Below are 14,798 nucleotides of genomic sequence, written 5' to 3'. Positions count from 1 at the left end.
TCACACGCCTTCAACACCTCCATTCGCCCCACCCAGGAACATCACCGCCCCCTCGATCGCTATAGCCGGTATGAGCGACGAATACCGCATCGAGCACGACTCCATGGGCGAAGTACGTGTCCCGGCCGACGCCAAGTGGCGGGCTCAGACGCAGCGTGCTGTCGAGAACTTTCCGATTTCCGGGCAGCGGATCGAGCGGGCGCACATCGAGGCACTCGCCCGGATCAAGGGCGCCGCGGCGAAGGTGAACGCGCGGCTCGGGGTGCTCGACGAGGACGTCGCCGGGGCGATCCAGGAGGCCGCCGGCGAGGTCGCCGAGGGGAAGTGGGACGCGCACTTCCCCGTCGACGTGTTCCAGACCGGGTCCGGGACCTCGTCCAACATGAACACCAACGAGGTCATCGCCACCCTCGCGACCGAGCGGCTGGGCAAGAGCGTTCACCCGAACGACCACGTCAACGCCTCCCAGTCGTCCAATGACGTGTTCCCGTCCTCGATCCACATCGCCGCCACCGCCGCCGTCACCCGTGATCTGATTCCCGCCCTGGACCACCTCGCCGCCTCCCTGGAGCGCAAGGCCGAGGAGTTCTCCGATGTCGTGAAGTCGGGGCGGACCCACCTCATGGACGCCACGCCCGTGACGCTGGGGCAGGAGTTCGGCGGGTACGCCGCACAGGTGCGGTACGGGATCGAGCGGCTGGAGGCGTCCCTCCCCCGGCTCGCCGAACTGCCCCTGGGGGGTACGGCCGTCGGCACGGGGATCAACACCCCGCCCGGTTTCTCCGCCGCCGTGATCGAGGAGGTCGCCCGGACGACCGGGCTGCCCCTCACCGAGGCCCGGAACCACTTCGAGGCGCAGGGCGCCCGGGACGGCATCGTCGAGACCAGCGGGCAGCTGCGGACCATCGCGGTCGGGCTGACGAAGATCGCCAACGACCTGCGGTGGATGTCGTCCGGGCCGCGCACCGGCCTCGCCGAGATCGCCCTGCCCGACCTCCAGCCCGGCTCCTCGATCATGCCGGGCAAGGTGAACCCCGTCATTCCGGAGGCCGTGCTCATGGTGTGCGCGCAGGTCGTCGGCAACGACGCCACCGTCGCCACCGCCGGCGCCGCCGGGAACTTCGAGCTCAACGTCATGCTGCCCGTCATCGCGAAGAACGTGCTGGAGTCCGTGCGGCTGCTCGCAGGCGCCACGCGGCTGCTCGCCGACCGGACCGTCGACGGCATCACCGCCGACCGCGAACGGGCGCGGGAGTACGCCGAGTCCTCGCCGTCCGTCGTCACGCCGCTCAACAAGTACATCGGCTACGAGGAGGCCGCCAAGGTCGCCAAGAAAGCGCTGGCCGAGCGGAAGACCATCCGTCAGGTCGTCCTGGACAGCGGGTACGTGGAGCGCGGGGACCTGACCCTGGAGCAGCTCGACGAGGCGCTGGATGTCCTGCGGATGACGCACCCGTGACAGTTCGCCGCGCAAGGCGCCCGGCGCGTGAACCGTGACACGCGCCGCAGCGTCGCATGCCCATGGCACCTAATATCTGTGCATGGCAGACGGTGGAGCGGTGAGACGCGTGGAAACGGGTGGTGCGGCAGGCTTCTGGGAGCCCGGGAGCGAGATCCTGTGGCGGTACCGGGAGAACGGCGGCGCGCGTTTCCACATCGCGCGTCCCGTCACCGTGGTGCGGGACGACGCGGAGCTGCTCGCCGTGTGGCTGGCGCCCGGCACTCAGTGCGTGCGGCCCGTGCTCGCCGACGGCACCCCCGTGCACCTGGAGCCGCTGGAGTCCCGCTACACCAAGCCGCGGGCCGTGCAGCGCGACCGCTGGTTCGGCACGGGCGTGCTGAAGCTCGCCCGGCCCGGCGAGCCCTGGTCGGTGTGGCTGTTCTGGGAGCCGGGCTGGCGGTTCAAGAACTGGTACGTGAACCTGGAGGAGCCGCTGGCCCGTTGGGAGGGCGGGGTGGACTCCGTCGACCACTTCCTGGACATCTCCGTGCACCCGGACCGCACGTGGCACTGGCGCGACGAGGACGAGTTCGCCCAGGCTCTGCGGGACGGCCTGATGGACGACCAGCAGGCCGAAAAGGTACGGGCGGCCGGTCGCGCCGCCGTGGAGGTGATCCGCGCCTGGGGGCCGCCGTTCTCGGAAGGCTGGCAGCACTGGCGCCCGGATCCGTCCTGGACGGTACCGTCACTGCCGGAGGACTGGGATCGTACGCCCGCGCAAGTGTCCTCATGAGACCCTTGCTGCGCCCCCGGGAAGGAAACGTAGGATCGTCCTCCGCAAGGGCGCGCGGCGGCAACTGACGGAGCACGCGCTGGGCTTGACCGATCGTCACCGAGGGGCGGCAGGACGTGAGCGAGGGGTACGAGGGCAACACCGGCAAGGCCTGCGTCACAGGCCCCCAGGGCCGCAGACGGTCCGCCGGTGGCACAGCGACAACCTCTGACCACGCGGGAATTCCGTTCCTGGGGCACGTATTCCGGGTATCGGAGTTTCGGCGGGACCTACTGCACCTCTGGCGTGCAGCCCCGGACGGATGGATTCGACACGCGTGACGGAGCAGCCGATCTCCTTCGAACGCCCGCAGCCGGGCGTCGACCCCGCGGACCCCCGCGGGGCGCTCCTGCACACCTCGACACCGGCGCGTGCGCCCGGCGCGGGCGCCTTACCGGTACAGGGCCGCTGCGGCGGCGACGTCACCGCTCCGCTCACGACGGCGCACACCACGCCGGGCACGTCGGAGCCGGGCACCTCCACGCCGTTCGGCAAGGGCAAGGACACCGTGAGCGACGCCTCCGAGCATTCCCAGCCGGGTACCGAGCAGACCGCCGAGCGCGACACTCCTCGGCCGCGGCCCGTCCCCGAGGGCATTCCGGTCCAGCCGGCCGACGAACAGGACCGGCCGGCGCCCGGCCCCGACGGGCATGAGCGCCGCAGCGGCCAGAGCCTGCCGCCCGGCCGGCCCACGCCGATGCGGCGGGACGGCGACCGGCTGCGCTTCGTGGGTGCCGCCACCCGGCGGATCGCCCGCGGCATCGATCTCGACGAGATCGTGATGGGGCTGTGCCGGGCCACCGTGCCCACGTTCTCCGACGCGATCCTGGTCTATCTGCGCGACCCGCTGCCCGTCGGCGATGAGCGGCCCACGGGCCCGCTGGTGCTGCGGCTGCGCCGCACCGACCGGATACCGGCGGAGCGCGACACGGAGAACGGCTTCCTGCCGGCCACACAGCCCGAGCCGAACGAGCTGGACACGGTCGGCGCCGAGCTGTGCGAGGTACGGCCCGGCAGCGCGCTGGCCGAGGTGCTGCGGGGCGTGCGTCCGGTGTTCACCGACGCCCCCGCGGCCCGTGCCGCGCTGCCCGAACTGCTCGGTGACGGCGGCGAGTTCGCCGTACCGCCCGGTCAGCGCGCGATCCTCGCGCCGCTGCGCGGCCGGCGCCGGGTGATCGGTGCCGCCCTGTTCCTGCGCCGCCCCGAGCGCATGGCCTTCGAGCCGGACGACCTGCTGGTGGCCGCGCAGCTCGCCACGCACAGCGCCCTGGGCATCGACAAGGCCGTGCTGTACGGCCGCGAGGCCTACATCGCGGACGAGCTCCAGCGCACGATGCTGCCCGAGACGCTGCCCCGCCCCACCGGCGTGCGGCTCGCCTCGCGTTACCTGCCGGCCGCGGAGACCGCCCGGGTCGGCGGCGACTGGTACGACGCCATCCCGCTGCCCGGCAGCCGGGTCGCCCTGGTCGTCGGCGACGTCATGGGCCACTCCATGACCTCGGCCGCCATCATGGGCCAGCTGCGCACCACCGCCCAGACCCTCGCCGGTCTCGACCTGCCGCCGCAGGAGGTCCTGCACCACCTCGACGAACAGGCCCAGCGCCTCGGCGTGGACCGCATGGCGACCTGCCTCTACGCGGTCTACGACCCGGTAGCGCACCGCATCACCATCGCCAACGCCGGTCACCCGCCGCCCGTCCTGCTCCACCTGGGCGGCCGTGCCGAGGTGCTGCGCGTGCCGGCCGGTGCCCCCATCGGGGTCGGCGGCGTCGACTTCGAGGCCGTGGAGCTGGACGCGCCCGCAGGCGCGACCCTGCTGCTGTATACCGACGGCCTGGTCGAGTCCCGGCTGCGGGACGTGTGGACCGGCATCGAGCAGCTTCGGGAGAAGCTCGCCGCGACCGCGCAGCTCACCGGGCCGGACCATCCGCCGCCCCTGGAAGCGCTGTGCGACGAGGTGCTCGACATGCTCGGCCCCGGCGACCGGGACGACGACATCGCGCTGCTCGCCGCCCGCTTCGACGGCATCGCGCCCAGCGATGTGGCGTACTGGTTCCTGGAGCCGGAGGACGCCGCCCCCGGCCGGGCCCGCCGCCTGGCCCGGCGCGCGCTGCAGCGCTGGGGCCTGGAGGAACTCAGCGACTCGGTCGAGCTGCTGGTCAGTGAGGTCGTGACGAACGCCGTGCGGTACGCCACCCGGCCGGTCACGCTCCGGCTGCTGCGGACGGACGTCCTGCGGTGCGAAGTGGGCGACGATGTACCGCAATTGCCGCGCCTGCGGCAGGCGCGCGCCACGGACGAGGGCGGCCGCGGGCTGTACCTGGTGAACCGGCTGGCCCGGCGCTGGGGCGCGACCCGGCTCAGCACGGGCAAGGTCGTCTGGTTCGAGCTCAACCGCAGCTGACCGTCCCGGACGCGTGACGGCAACCGGCACAGGACCGCCCCCGGAGCTTCTCCGGGGGCGGTCCTTCTGGCACTCGCTTCGGCTCCCGCCAACGCCGCCGGGAACGACAACACCCGTCCCACCGCCTGACGACAGCACCGCTCAGCGCAGGGGCGCCCGGTGTTCGCCGGGCGCCCCTCGCCGTGCCTCCTACTGTTCGCCCCGTCCGTCGCCCGGCTTGACCGGGTCGAACGGGTCGCCCCCTCCGCCGTCGTTCGGCGGTGTCGTCTCCGGGGCCGTCGGCGGGGTGAAGGTGGGCGATGACGTCGACGGACTCGGCGGCGGCGAGCTGCTCGGCTCCTCCGTCGTCGGCGGCGGCGACGACGTCGACGGTTCCTCGGTCGTCGGTTCCTGCGTGGGCTCCTTGGTCGGTTCCCGCGTCGGTGTCGGCGTCCATGTCGGCTGGACGGCCGCGCCCTGCTGGGTGTCCAGGTCGAACTTGCTGGTGTCGCCCATCACGCCGAAGGTGTACGACGCCCAGATCAGCGCCGGGAAATCGCCGCCGTTGATCCGGGGCTTGCCGGCCGCCTTGTACATCGGGACCTGAGCGTGGGTCTTGGCGTCCTCACCGAACAGGCCGACGGAGGTGACCAGGTTCGGCGTGTAGCCGGTGAACCAGGCCGACTTGTTGTTGTCGGACGTACCGGTCTTGCCCGCGACCTGCTGGCCGTCGCGGTTGGGGTTGTTCCGCACGGACGCCTGCGCCGTACCGTCGTCGACCACGCCGGTCAGCACCGAGGTCACCGTGTCGGCGGCCTCGCGGCTGATGGCCTGGTCGCCGACCGGGTCGGACATGGTGACCGTCTTGTTCAGGTGCTCCGCCGACTTCACGAGGGCCGGGGATACCTGCTTGCCGTGGTTGGCGAGGGTCGCGTAGACACCCGCCATCTCCAGGGGGCTCGCGCCCATGCTGCCCAGGGTCTGGGCGGGCACGGCCTCCATGTTCTTGGTGTCCATGCCGAGTTTGCCGGCGACGTCCACCACGTTGGTCATGCCGACGTCGACGCCCATCTGTGCGAAGACGGAGTTGACGGACTTGTTCATCGCCGTCTGGACGGAGATCGGTCCGTAGTTCCGGTCGTCCTCGTTCTCGGGGGCGAAGCCGACCTTGCTGCCGTCCTCCACGACCTGGCGCTTGCTCGTGCCGTCGTAGACCGTGTTCGCGGTGATCGGCTTGCCGTCCTGCGTCTTCGCCTGCTCCTCCAGGGCCGCGGCCAGGATGACCGGCTTGAAGGTGGAGGCCGGCTGGTAGTCGGAGCGGGTGGCGTTGTTCGTGTAGTGCTTGAAGTAGTCCTCGCCGCCGTACATCGCGACCACCGCGCCGGTCTTCGGGTTCACGGACGCGGCACCGGCCTGGACGTTCGCGTCGACCTTGCGCTTGGCGGGGTCGAGCTTGCTGTTCAGCTGCTGCTGGACGGACTTCTCCAGCGCCGCCTGCTTCTTCTTGTCGATGTTGAGCGTGACGGTCCAGCCGCCGGCGTTGACCATCGCCTCGGCTTCCTTGGTGCTGTCCGCGGTGCCCTCGGCGACGAGCTGCTTCTCCAGTGCCGCGTTGGCCGCGTTGACGAGGTAGCCCTTCTGGCCCTCCATACCGGGGGCGGGCTTGGGGTCCTTCGGCACCGGGAACTTCAAGGCGTCACGCTCGGACCGGCTCAGCCAGCCCTCCTCGACCATGTTGTTCAGGACGTAGTTCCAGCGGGCCTTCACCAACTTCTTACCCGTCGGGGAGGCGACCGCCCAGTCGTACTGGCTCGGGGCCTGGAGCAGCGCGGCGAGGTACGCGCCCTGTTCGACGGTGAGGTTTTCGGCGTCGGTGCCGTAGTAGGCCTGGGCGGCGGCCTGGATGCCGTAGGCGTTGCGGCCGTAGTAGCTGGTGTTGATGTAGCCGGCGAGGATGTAGTCCTTGGACTTCTCCCGGTCCAGCTTCAGCGAGATGACCAGTTCCTTCAGCTTGCGCGAGACGGTCTGTTCCTGCGTCAGGTAGTAGTTCTTGACGTACTGCTGGGTGATCGTCGAACCGCCCTGCGCACCCTTGCCCGAGAGCGTGTTGAGCAGGCCGCGGGCGGTGCCCTTGAGGTCGACGCCGGCGTCCTTGTAGAAGGTCTTGTTCTCGGCTGCGACGAAGGTGAGCCGCACCTTCTTCGGGACCCTGGACAGATCGACGACCTCGCGGTTGACCTTGCCGTCGCGGGCCATGATCGTGCCGTCGCTGTACTTGTAGATGTTGCTCTGCCGTTTGGCGTCGGCGTTCCCCTCGGGGATCCCGATCATCATGTACAGCACGACGAAGGCGCCCATGCCCAGCAGGCACAGGCCGAAGAAGGTGCCGAGGACCTTCTTCCAGGTGAAGAGCCTGCGTATGCCGCTCTTCCCGGGCGCGCCCGACGAGCGGCGGCGCTTGGGTGCCGCCCGGCGCCCACCGCGCTGTCTGGCGCGTCTTTCTTCCGCTCGTCCCATGGGTCCGATCCGCTCCGCTTCGTTCATGTGTGCTCACATGTCACACAGGTTCGCCGCTCAGGTCAGCTCAGAAAGCTAACACCGGGAGATAAGAGATAGGGCTGCCGATCCGGCCCTTTGCGGACGTGACAATCAGCACCCATCCCAACGGAACCGACGTTCGAGACACGCGCAGGGTTGCCAGGGCGCGGAAAAGTGATATCACTTAGATAGATGGAAGCTATGCAGGAGTGGCTTCCCGGGAGGAACGGGGGATCACCCATGTCCACACCCCAACCGCAGGTCACCGCCGACGTGCCCGAGATGCCGGCACCCCGCGTGCGGGAGTTCGCCGCGCACAGCATCGGCGGCGGGCTCGCCCTGCTGCTCGGCCTGCTCGGCCTGCTGGCCGGCGCCGGGCTGATCGCGGCCGCCACATCGGTCGACGGGGGCGGAGCCAAGGCCGTGCTGATCATCGGCGGCATCCTGGTCGGGCTCGCAGCGTTCCTGGCCATGTGCGGACTGAACATGGTGGCGCCCGGCGAGGCCCGGGTCGTCCAGCTGTTCGGCCGCTACCGCGGGACGATCCGGCAGGACGGCCTGCGCTGGGTGAACCCCCTCACCTCGCGCACCAAGATCTCGACGCGCGTCCGCAACCACGAGACCGCCGTCCTGAAGGTCAACGACGCCTACGGCAACCCGATCGAGCTCGCCGCGGTCGTGGTGTGGCGGGTCGAGGACACCGCCCAGGCCATCTTCGAGGTGGACGACTACGTCGAGTTCGTCTCCACGCAGACGGAGGCGGCCGTGCGGCACATCGCCATCGAGTACCCCTACGACGCCCACGAGGAGGACGGCCTCTCGCTGCGCGGCAACGCCGAGGAGATCACCGAGAAGCTCGCCGTCGAACTGCACGCGCGCGTGGAGGCGGCCGGCGTGCAGATCATCGAGTCGCGCTTCACGCACCTCGCCTACGCCCCCGAGATCGCCTCGGCGATGCTCCAGCGGCAGCAGGCCGGAGCGGTCGTCGCGGCCCGGCGGCAGATCGTGGACGGGGCGGTGGGCATGGTCGAGGCCGCCATCGCCCGGATCACCGAGCGGGACATCGTCGAGCTGGACTCCGAGCGGAAGGCGGCGATGGTCTCCAACCTGATGGTGGTGCTGTGCGGCGACCGCGCCGCGCAGCCGGTCCTCAACACCGGGTCGCTGTACCAGTGACGGAGCCGTCCGAGGGTCCGGGTTCCCGGCGCCGGCCGCAGCAGCAGCGCAAGCAGGTGCTGCTGCGGCTGGACCCGGCGGTGTACGAGGCGCTGGCGCGGTGGGCCGGGGACGAACTGCGGTCGGCCAACGCGCAGATCGAGTTCCTGTTGCGGAAGGCGCTGGCCGAAGCGGGGCGGCTGCCGCGGGAGACCGGGCCACTGCCCCGGCGTGGACGACCGCCCGGAGGCTCAGAGCACTAGCCTGTTGCGGAACCGTGACAACAGCCCCCGACCTGCGCACCCGTACCGCCCGCCATGAACTGCACACTCGGCGTATACATGCCACGTATACACCCCGTGTACAGTCCTGGTCATGTCCATCGGTCACACTCTCCTGGGGCTCCTGGAGTCCGGCCCGCGCCACGGTTACGACCTGAAGCGGGCCTTCGACGAGAAGTTCGGTCACGACCGGCCCCTGCACTACGGCCAGGTCTACTCGACGATGTCCCGGCTGCTGAAGCACGGGCTCGTCGAGGTCGACGGCATCGAGGCCGGCGGCGGGCCCGAGCGCAAGCGGTACGCGATCACCGAGGCCGGCATCACCGACGTCGAACGCTGGCTGGCGACGCCGGAGAAGCCGGAGCCGTACCTCCAGTCGACCCTCTACACCAAGGTCGTCCTCGCGCTGCTCACCCACCGCGACGCCGGCGACATCCTCGACACGCAGCGCTCGGAACACCTGCGCAGCATGCGGATCCTCACCGACCGCAAGCGCAAGGGCGACCTGGCCGACCAGCTGATCTGCGACCACGCCCTGTTCCACCTGGAGGCGGACCTGCGCTGGCTGGAACTGACCGCCGCGCGTCTGGACAAGCTCCGTGAGGCGGTGGCCCGGTGACGATTCCCGCCGGTTCGCTGCTCACCGCCCAGGACCTGCGCAAGGCGTACGGGCCGACCACCGCGCTCGACGGTGCCGAGTTCTCCATCCACCCGGGCGAGGTCGTCGCCGTGATGGGCCCGTCCGGGTCGGGCAAGTCGACGCTGCTGCACTGCCTCGCCGGGATCGTGCCGCCCGACTCGGGCTCGATCACGTACAACGGGCGTGAGGTGACGGCGATGAGCGACGCGGAGCGCAGTGCGCTCAGGCGCTCGGAGTTCGGGTTCGTGTTCCAGTTCGGCCAGCTCGTGCCCGAACTCACCTGCGTGGAGAACGTGGCGCTCCCGCTGCGCCTCAACGGGTCGTCCCGCAAGGAGGCCGAGCGGACCGCGCTGGCGTGGATGGAGCGGCTGGAGGTCGACGAGCTGCGCAAGAAGCGGCCCGGCGAGGTGTCCGGCGGCCAGGGCCAGCGGGTCGCCGTCGCCCGCGCGCTGGTCACCAACCCGCGTGTGGTGTTCGCCGACGAGCCGACCGGCGCGCTCGACTCCTTCAACGGCGAGCGCGTGATGGAGCTGCTCACGGACGCCGCCCGGTCCGCCAACACGGCCGTGGTGCTCGTCACCCACGAGGCCCGGGTGGCCGCGTACTCCGACCGCGAGATCGTCGTACGCGACGGCAGGTCCCGGGACATGGAGCGCGTCGTATGAGCGCCTCACAGTGGGCGCGGGATCTCGGCATGGGGGTCCGGTTCGCCTTCGCGGGCGGACGGGAGGGGTGGATCCGGGCGCTGCTGACGGCCGTCGGTGTCGGGCTCGGCGTGGCGCTGCTGCTGCTCACCACCGCCATCCCGAACGCGCTGGCGGAACGGAACCGGCGTGAGGCGGCGCGCAGCGACCACACGTTCACCCAGCAGAAGATACCCAGGGCCGAGGACACTCTGGTCGTCCTGGACACGGACACCATGTTCCGCGACAGGGACGTGCGGGGGCGCATGCTGGAGCCGGAGGGCCCGCGGGCTCCGCTGCCTCCGGGGCTCTCGGAGTTCCCGGCCAAGGGTGAGATGGCCGTCTCCCCGGCGCTGAAGGAGCTGCTCGCCTCCGACAGCGGGAAACTGCTGCGGGAGCGGCTGCCCTACCGGATCACGGGCACCATCGGCGAGCAGGGGCTCGTCGGCTCCCAGGAACTGGCCTATTTCGCGGGCGGCAAGGGGCTCGGGGACCGGCTCGAGTACGCCCGGGGGGCGCGGATCGACAGCTTCGGCAATCCGGACCTGCCGCCCTCCGACCCGTGGGACCCGGTGCTGCTCCTGCTGGTCCTGGTCGTCTTCGTGGTGCTGCTGATGCCGGTCGCCGTGTTCATCGCCGCGGCCGTGCGGTTCGGCGGCGAGCGGCGCGACCGCAGGCTGGCGGCGCTGCGGCTGGTCGGCTCCGACAGCCGGATGACCCGGCGGATCGCCGCCGGCGAGGCCCTCGCCGGATCCGTGCTGGGGCTCGTCCTCGGCACCGGATTCTTCCTGCTCGGACGCCAACTGGCGGCCTCCTTCGAGGTGTACCGCGTCAGCGTGTTCCCGAGCTATCTGAACCCCTCTCCCCTACTGGCCGCCCTGGTCGCGGTGTCGGTCCCGACGGCCGCGGTGCTGGTGACCCTCCTCGCCCTGCGCGGGGTGGTCATCGAGCCGCTCGGCGTGGTGCGTACGGCCAAGCCCGCGCGGCGCCGGCTGTGGTGGCGGCTGCTGCTGCCGCTGGGCGGGCTCGCGATGCTCGTCCCGATGGTCGGGCAGGGCGACGACGGCGGGACCTTCAACCAGTACCTCCTCGTGGGCGGAGTGATGCTCCTGCTCGTCGGCGTCACGGCCCTGTTGCCCTGGATCGTGGAGAGGGTCGTCGCCCGGCTCGGCTCCGGCGGGATCGCCTGGCAACTGGCGGTGCGCAGGCTCCAGTTGAGCAGTGGTGCGGCGGCCCGCATGGTCAACGGCATCGCGGTGGCGGTGGCCGGGGCGATCGCGCTCCAGATGCTGTTCGCCGGAGTGGAGAGCAACTACACCGCCGCGTCGCAGTACGACGTCTCGCGGGCCCAGATGCAGGTGCACGTGCCGGAACACCTCGAACTCGCCTCCACCGCCGAGAAGTTCCGCGACACCCGGGGCGTCCACAAGGTCACCGCCCTGGCCGAGACCTACCTCGCCGACGGGCACACCGACGCGAGCTCCCTCGTCCAGGTCACCCTCGGCGACTGCGCCGCACTGCGCGAGGTGGCCACGCTGCCCTCCTGCCGCGACGGCGACGTCTTCGCCGTGCACGGGGCGAAGTACGACACCGACACGGCCAAGCTGGCCAAACCGGGCAAGAAGCTGTGGTTCGACGGCGCCGACGAGGACCGGCCCGGGGAGCACTTCTCCTGGACCGTGCCGCAGGACATCCGGCGGGCCGAGTCCCGCGAGGACCCCACCGGGACGGAGCGCGGCGGCATCCTGGTCACGCCAGGTGCGCCGTTCACGACGCTCGCCTCGTTCGCCGAGAAGGAGCTCTACCTGAGCCTGGCCCCCGCCGAGCCGAACGCGTACGAGTACGCGCGCAACACGGCGGCGCGCATGGAGCCCACGGCCGATCCCATGGTCTGGCACGCCGTCGAGCGCAACGACCGCTTCGCGACCATCCGCACCGGCCTGCTCGTCGGCGCCGCGTGCGTGCTGGCGCTGATCGGCGCGAGCCTGCTGGTCTCACAGCTGGAACAGTTGCGCGAACGCCGCAAGCTGCTGTCGTCCCTGGTCGCCTTCGGCACCCGGCGCCGCACCCTCAGCCTGTCCGTGCTGTGGCAGACGGCGATCCCGATCGGACTGGGCCTGCTGCTCGCCGCGACGGTGGGCATGGCCCTGGGCGCGGTCCTGCTGCGGATGGTGAACCAGTCCGTCCGGGTGGACTGGCCGAGCGTGCTGTCGATGACCGGCATCGGCGCGGGCGTCGTCCTGGTGGTGACGCTGCTGAGCCTGCCGCCGCTGCTGAGGATGATGCGGCCGGACGGGCTGCGGACCGAGTAGGAGCCTCAGGCTCTTCCGCGCCGGACCGTCAGGCGTCCTGGTCCAGCACCCGTACGGGCAACGGCCGCAGTGCCTCCCGCAGGGCGGCCGCCAGTTCCTCGTACTCGGCGCCGCGCGCGGCCCCTGCCCGCATCGCGAGAGCGACCCTGCGGGTGGGGGCCGGGTCGGTGAAGTACCCGGTGAGGAGCTGGCTGCTGCGGGAGATCTCGACCTTGAGGGCGGTGCGCGGCAGCAGCGTGACGCCGAGCCCGCCCGCGACGAGCTGCACCAGGGTGGACAGCCCGGCGGCGGTCGTGGTGACCGGCGCGTCCTCACGGCCTGCCTCCCGGCAGATGTCGAGGGCCTGGTCGCGCAGGCAGTGCCCCTCGTCCAGCAGCAGCAGGTTCAGCTCCCGCAGCGCCTCGCGCGGAATGCCCTCGCGTCCGCCGAGCCAGTGGTCGAGCGGCGTGACGAGCACGAAGTCCTCGTCGAACAGCGGCAGTTCGGCCACACCCGGCACGCCCAGCGGCACGGCGAGCAGCAGCAGGTCCAGCCGGCCGTTGGCGAGGCCCTCGACGAGAGAGGCGGTCTGCTCCTCGTGCACCTGGAGGTCGAGGTGCGGATACCGTTCGTGGACCAGCCTCAGGACGGTCGGCAGCAGATACGGCGCCACGGTCGGGATGACCCCCAGCCGCAGCACCCCCGTGAACGGGGCCCGGACCGCCTCGGCCTCCTCCATGAGGGCGCCCACCTCGGCCAGCACCGCCTTGGCCCGCACGGCGATCCGCTCGCCCTCGGGCGAGAGCAGCACCTTGCGCGTCGTACGCTCGAGGAGCGTCACTCCGAGTGTCTCCTCCAGCGCCGAGACGGCACCCGAGAGAGCGGGCTGGCTCATGCCGATCGCCCCGGCCGCGTCCCGGAAGTGCAGGTGCTCGGCGACGGCCGCGAAGGCCCGCAGCTGGGCGAGGCTGGGCTGCCTGCGCTTATTACCCACAGTCACTGATAACTACCTCCGATCAACCCGACCGAGTGTAGCTATTTCCGTAATCAATCGCCCCTGTGCCAACATCAATAACGTCCAACCCATGGGAAACTCCCGCAATCCGGGTGTTTCTTCGCTGCAAGGAGAGCGTGTGCTCACTGTCGGTGACAAGTTCCCCGAGTTCGATCTGACCGCCTGCGTCTCGCTGGAGAAGGGCAAGGAGTTCCAGCAGATCAACCACAAGACCTACGAGGGTCAGTGGAAGGTCGTCTTCGCGTGGCCCAAGGACTTCACCTTCGTGTGCCCGACCGAGATCGCCGCCTTCGGCAAGCTGAACGACGAGTTCGCCGACCGCGACGCCCAGGTCCTCGGCTTCTCCGGCGACTCCGAGTTCGTCCACCACGCCTGGCGCAAGGACCACGACGACCTGCGTGACCTGCCGTTCCCGATGATGGCCGACCCCAAGCACGAGCTCATGCGCGAGCTCGGCATCGAGGACGAGGACGGCTTCGCCAAGCGCGCGGTGTTCATCGTGGACCAGAACAACGAGATCCAGTTCTCGATGGTGACCGCGGGTTCGGTCGGCCGTAACCCCAAGGAGGTCCTGCGGGTCCTGGACGCGCTCCAGACGGACGAGCTGTGCCCCTGCAACTGGTCGAAGGGCGACGAGACCCTCGACCCCGTCAAGCTGCTGGCTGGTGAGTGAGGCATGTCCCTCGACTCCCTGAAGTCCCGCATCCCGGACTACGCCAAGGACCTGAAGCTCAACCTGGGCTCGGTCATCGGCAACTCCGACCTGCCGGCCCAGCAGCTGTGGGGCACGGTCCTCGCGACCGCGATCGCCTCGCGCTCCCCGATCGTGCTGCGCGAGCTGGAGCCGGAGGCGAAGGCGAACCTGTCGCCCGAGGCGTACACGGCCGCCAAGTCCGCCGCCGCGGTGATGGCGATGAACAACGTCTTCTACCGCACGCGGCACCTCCTCTCGGACCACGAGTACGGCAACCTGCGCGCGGGCCTGCGGATGAACGTCATCGGCAACCCCGGCGTCGACAAGGTCGACTTCGAGCTGTGGTCCTTCGCGGTCTCCGCCATCAACGGCTGCGGCATGTGCCTCGACTCCCACGAGCAGGTGCTCCGCAAGGCCGGGCTCGACCGCGAGGTCGTCCAGGAGGCGTTCAAGATCGCGTCCGTGATCCAGGCGGTCGGCGTGACGCTGGACGCCGAGGCGGTGCTGTCCGAGTAACCCTCGGTTGCCTGCCGCACGCAGCGGGGCCCTCGCCCACCTGACCGGTGGGCGAGGGCCCTGCTTCTGCTTTTCGAGTGCGGCCTCTTGTCCGACCGCTTCGGGCGGCGGGTGGGCATAGGCCCGGGGGTCCAGGGGGCGGATCCCCCTGGGAGGTCGGGGCTACTCCGACGGCGCCTCGGAAGGGCCGGGCTGCTCCACCGGCCCCATCGCTGTCGCCCCGCGAGGCCGCACGGAATGCCGCAACGCCGACTGCCGCGAATACGCCCGCAGATACCCCGCCACCGTGTTCGTCACGGCCACCAACGGCACGGCCACCACCGCACCCC

General features: G+C 70.6%; 12 protein-coding genes and 1 pseudogene. 10 read left to right on the top strand and 3 right to left on the bottom strand.

Features of this window, described 5'->3' with window-relative positions; translation table 11 throughout:
• The first annotated feature begins 70 nt into the window (after positions 1 to 70).
• The 3 genes from CA983_RS28545 (at position 71) to CA983_RS28535 (ending at position 4,677) form a co-directional block, all read left to right on the top strand.
• Entirely contained in the window at positions 71 to 1,459 is a 1,389-nt protein-coding gene (locus CA983_RS28545) for a class II fumarate hydratase (RefSeq protein ID WP_086603708.1), read from the top strand.
• Between the two features lie 82 nt (positions 1,460 to 1,541).
• Complete coding sequence (gene fomD, locus CA983_RS28540) at positions 1,542 to 2,234, top strand: cytidylyl-2-hydroxypropylphosphonate hydrolase (RefSeq protein WP_086603707.1); 693 nt, start codon at positions 1,542 to 1,544, stop codon at positions 2,232 to 2,234.
• Positions 2,235 to 2,535: 301 nt separating this feature from the next.
• Positions 2,536 to 4,677, top strand: a complete 2,142-nt coding sequence (locus CA983_RS28535; protein WP_086603706.1) for a SpoIIE family protein phosphatase — start codon at positions 2,536 to 2,538, stop codon at positions 4,675 to 4,677.
• Positions 4,678 to 4,866: 189 nt separating this feature from the next.
• On the opposite strand, the gene CA983_RS28530 is transcribed toward CA983_RS28535, so the two are convergent.
• Entirely contained in the window at positions 4,867 to 7,173 is a 2,307-nt protein-coding gene (locus CA983_RS28530; protein ID WP_086603709.1) for a transglycosylase domain-containing protein, read from the bottom strand.
• 261 nt (positions 7,174 to 7,434) lie between these two features.
• Between CA983_RS28530 and CA983_RS28525 the strand changes: the two genes are divergently transcribed.
• From CA983_RS28525 to CA983_RS28505, 5 genes are all read left to right on the top strand, one after another.
• Entirely contained in the window at positions 7,435 to 8,370 is a 936-nt protein-coding gene (locus tag CA983_RS28525; protein WP_086603705.1) for an SPFH domain-containing protein, read from the top strand.
• A complete protein-coding gene (locus tag CA983_RS28520; RefSeq protein WP_086603704.1) occupies positions 8,367 to 8,612 on the top strand; it encodes a type II toxin-antitoxin system antitoxin in 246 nt (81 codons plus the stop codon). The genes CA983_RS28525 and CA983_RS28520 overlap by 4 nt, the downstream gene beginning before the upstream one ends.
• Before the next feature lie 112 nt (positions 8,613 to 8,724).
• The gene (locus CA983_RS28515; RefSeq protein WP_086603703.1) at positions 8,725 to 9,249 is read left to right on the top strand and encodes a PadR family transcriptional regulator; all 525 of its coding nucleotides are present in this window, start codon (positions 8,725 to 8,727) and stop codon (positions 9,247 to 9,249) included.
• Positions 9,246 to 9,935 (top strand): ABC transporter ATP-binding protein, encoded by a 690-nt coding sequence (locus tag CA983_RS28510; RefSeq protein WP_086603702.1) that lies wholly within the window; start codon positions 9,246 to 9,248, stop codon positions 9,933 to 9,935. The genes CA983_RS28515 and CA983_RS28510 overlap by 4 nt, the downstream gene beginning before the upstream one ends.
• Positions 9,932 to 12,265, top strand: coding sequence for an ABC transporter permease (locus CA983_RS28505; RefSeq protein ID WP_086603701.1), 2,334 nt, complete (start codon positions 9,932 to 9,934; stop codon positions 12,263 to 12,265). The genes CA983_RS28510 and CA983_RS28505 overlap by 4 nt, the downstream gene beginning before the upstream one ends.
• A 28-nt stretch (positions 12,266 to 12,293) precedes the next feature.
• Here the strand turns inward: CA983_RS28505 and CA983_RS28500 are convergent, their stop codons facing one another.
• Complete coding sequence (locus CA983_RS28500; protein ID WP_167407484.1) at positions 12,294 to 13,244, bottom strand: LysR substrate-binding domain-containing protein; 951 nt, start codon at positions 13,242 to 13,244, stop codon at positions 12,294 to 12,296.
• Between the two features lie 133 nt (positions 13,245 to 13,377).
• Between CA983_RS28500 and CA983_RS28495 the strand changes: the two genes are divergently transcribed.
• Together CA983_RS28495 and CA983_RS28490 are read left to right on the top strand one after the other, a co-directional pair.
• On the top strand, positions 13,378 to 13,932 hold the full coding sequence (locus CA983_RS28495) for a peroxiredoxin (protein ID WP_086603699.1): 555 nt from the start codon (positions 13,378 to 13,380) through the stop codon (positions 13,930 to 13,932).
• Between the two features lie 3 nt (positions 13,933 to 13,935).
• Entirely contained in the window at positions 13,936 to 14,469 is a 534-nt protein-coding gene (locus CA983_RS28490; RefSeq protein ID WP_086603698.1) for an alkyl hydroperoxide reductase, read from the top strand.
• Between the two features lie 162 nt (positions 14,470 to 14,631).
• Here the strand turns inward: CA983_RS28490 and CA983_RS48230 are convergent.
• A pseudogene (locus CA983_RS48230) lies at positions 14,632 to 14,798 on the bottom strand (AI-2E family transporter); the annotation flags it as partial.

Origin of the sequence: Streptomyces swartbergensis, from assembly GCF_002148965.1 — a bacterium.
GTDB lineage: Bacteria > Actinomycetota > Actinomycetes > Streptomycetales > Streptomycetaceae > Streptomyces > Streptomyces swartbergensis.
This window is presented reverse-complemented; position numbering and strand designations above follow the sequence as displayed.

Coding starts and splice junctions, on each gene's coding strand:
- CA983_RS28545 (WP_086603708.1), top strand. CDS start 71: ATGAGCGACGAATACCGCATCGAGCACGACTCCATGGGCGAAGTACGT.
- fomD (WP_086603707.1), top strand. CDS start 1,542: ATGGCAGACGGTGGAGCGGTGAGACGCGTGGAAACGGGTGGTGCGGCA.
- CA983_RS28535 (WP_086603706.1), top strand. CDS start 2,536: ATGGATTCGACACGCGTGACGGAGCAGCCGATCTCCTTCGAACGCCCG.
- CA983_RS28530 (WP_086603709.1), bottom strand. CDS start 7,173: ATGGGACGAGCGGAAGAAAGACGCGCCAGACAGCGCGGTGGGCGCCGG.
- CA983_RS28525 (WP_086603705.1), top strand. CDS start 7,435: ATGTCCACACCCCAACCGCAGGTCACCGCCGACGTGCCCGAGATGCCG.
- CA983_RS28515 (WP_086603703.1), top strand. CDS start 8,725: ATGTCCATCGGTCACACTCTCCTGGGGCTCCTGGAGTCCGGCCCGCGC.
- CA983_RS28505 (WP_086603701.1), top strand. CDS start 9,932: ATGAGCGCCTCACAGTGGGCGCGGGATCTCGGCATGGGGGTCCGGTTC.
- CA983_RS28490 (WP_086603698.1), top strand. CDS start 13,936: ATGTCCCTCGACTCCCTGAAGTCCCGCATCCCGGACTACGCCAAGGAC.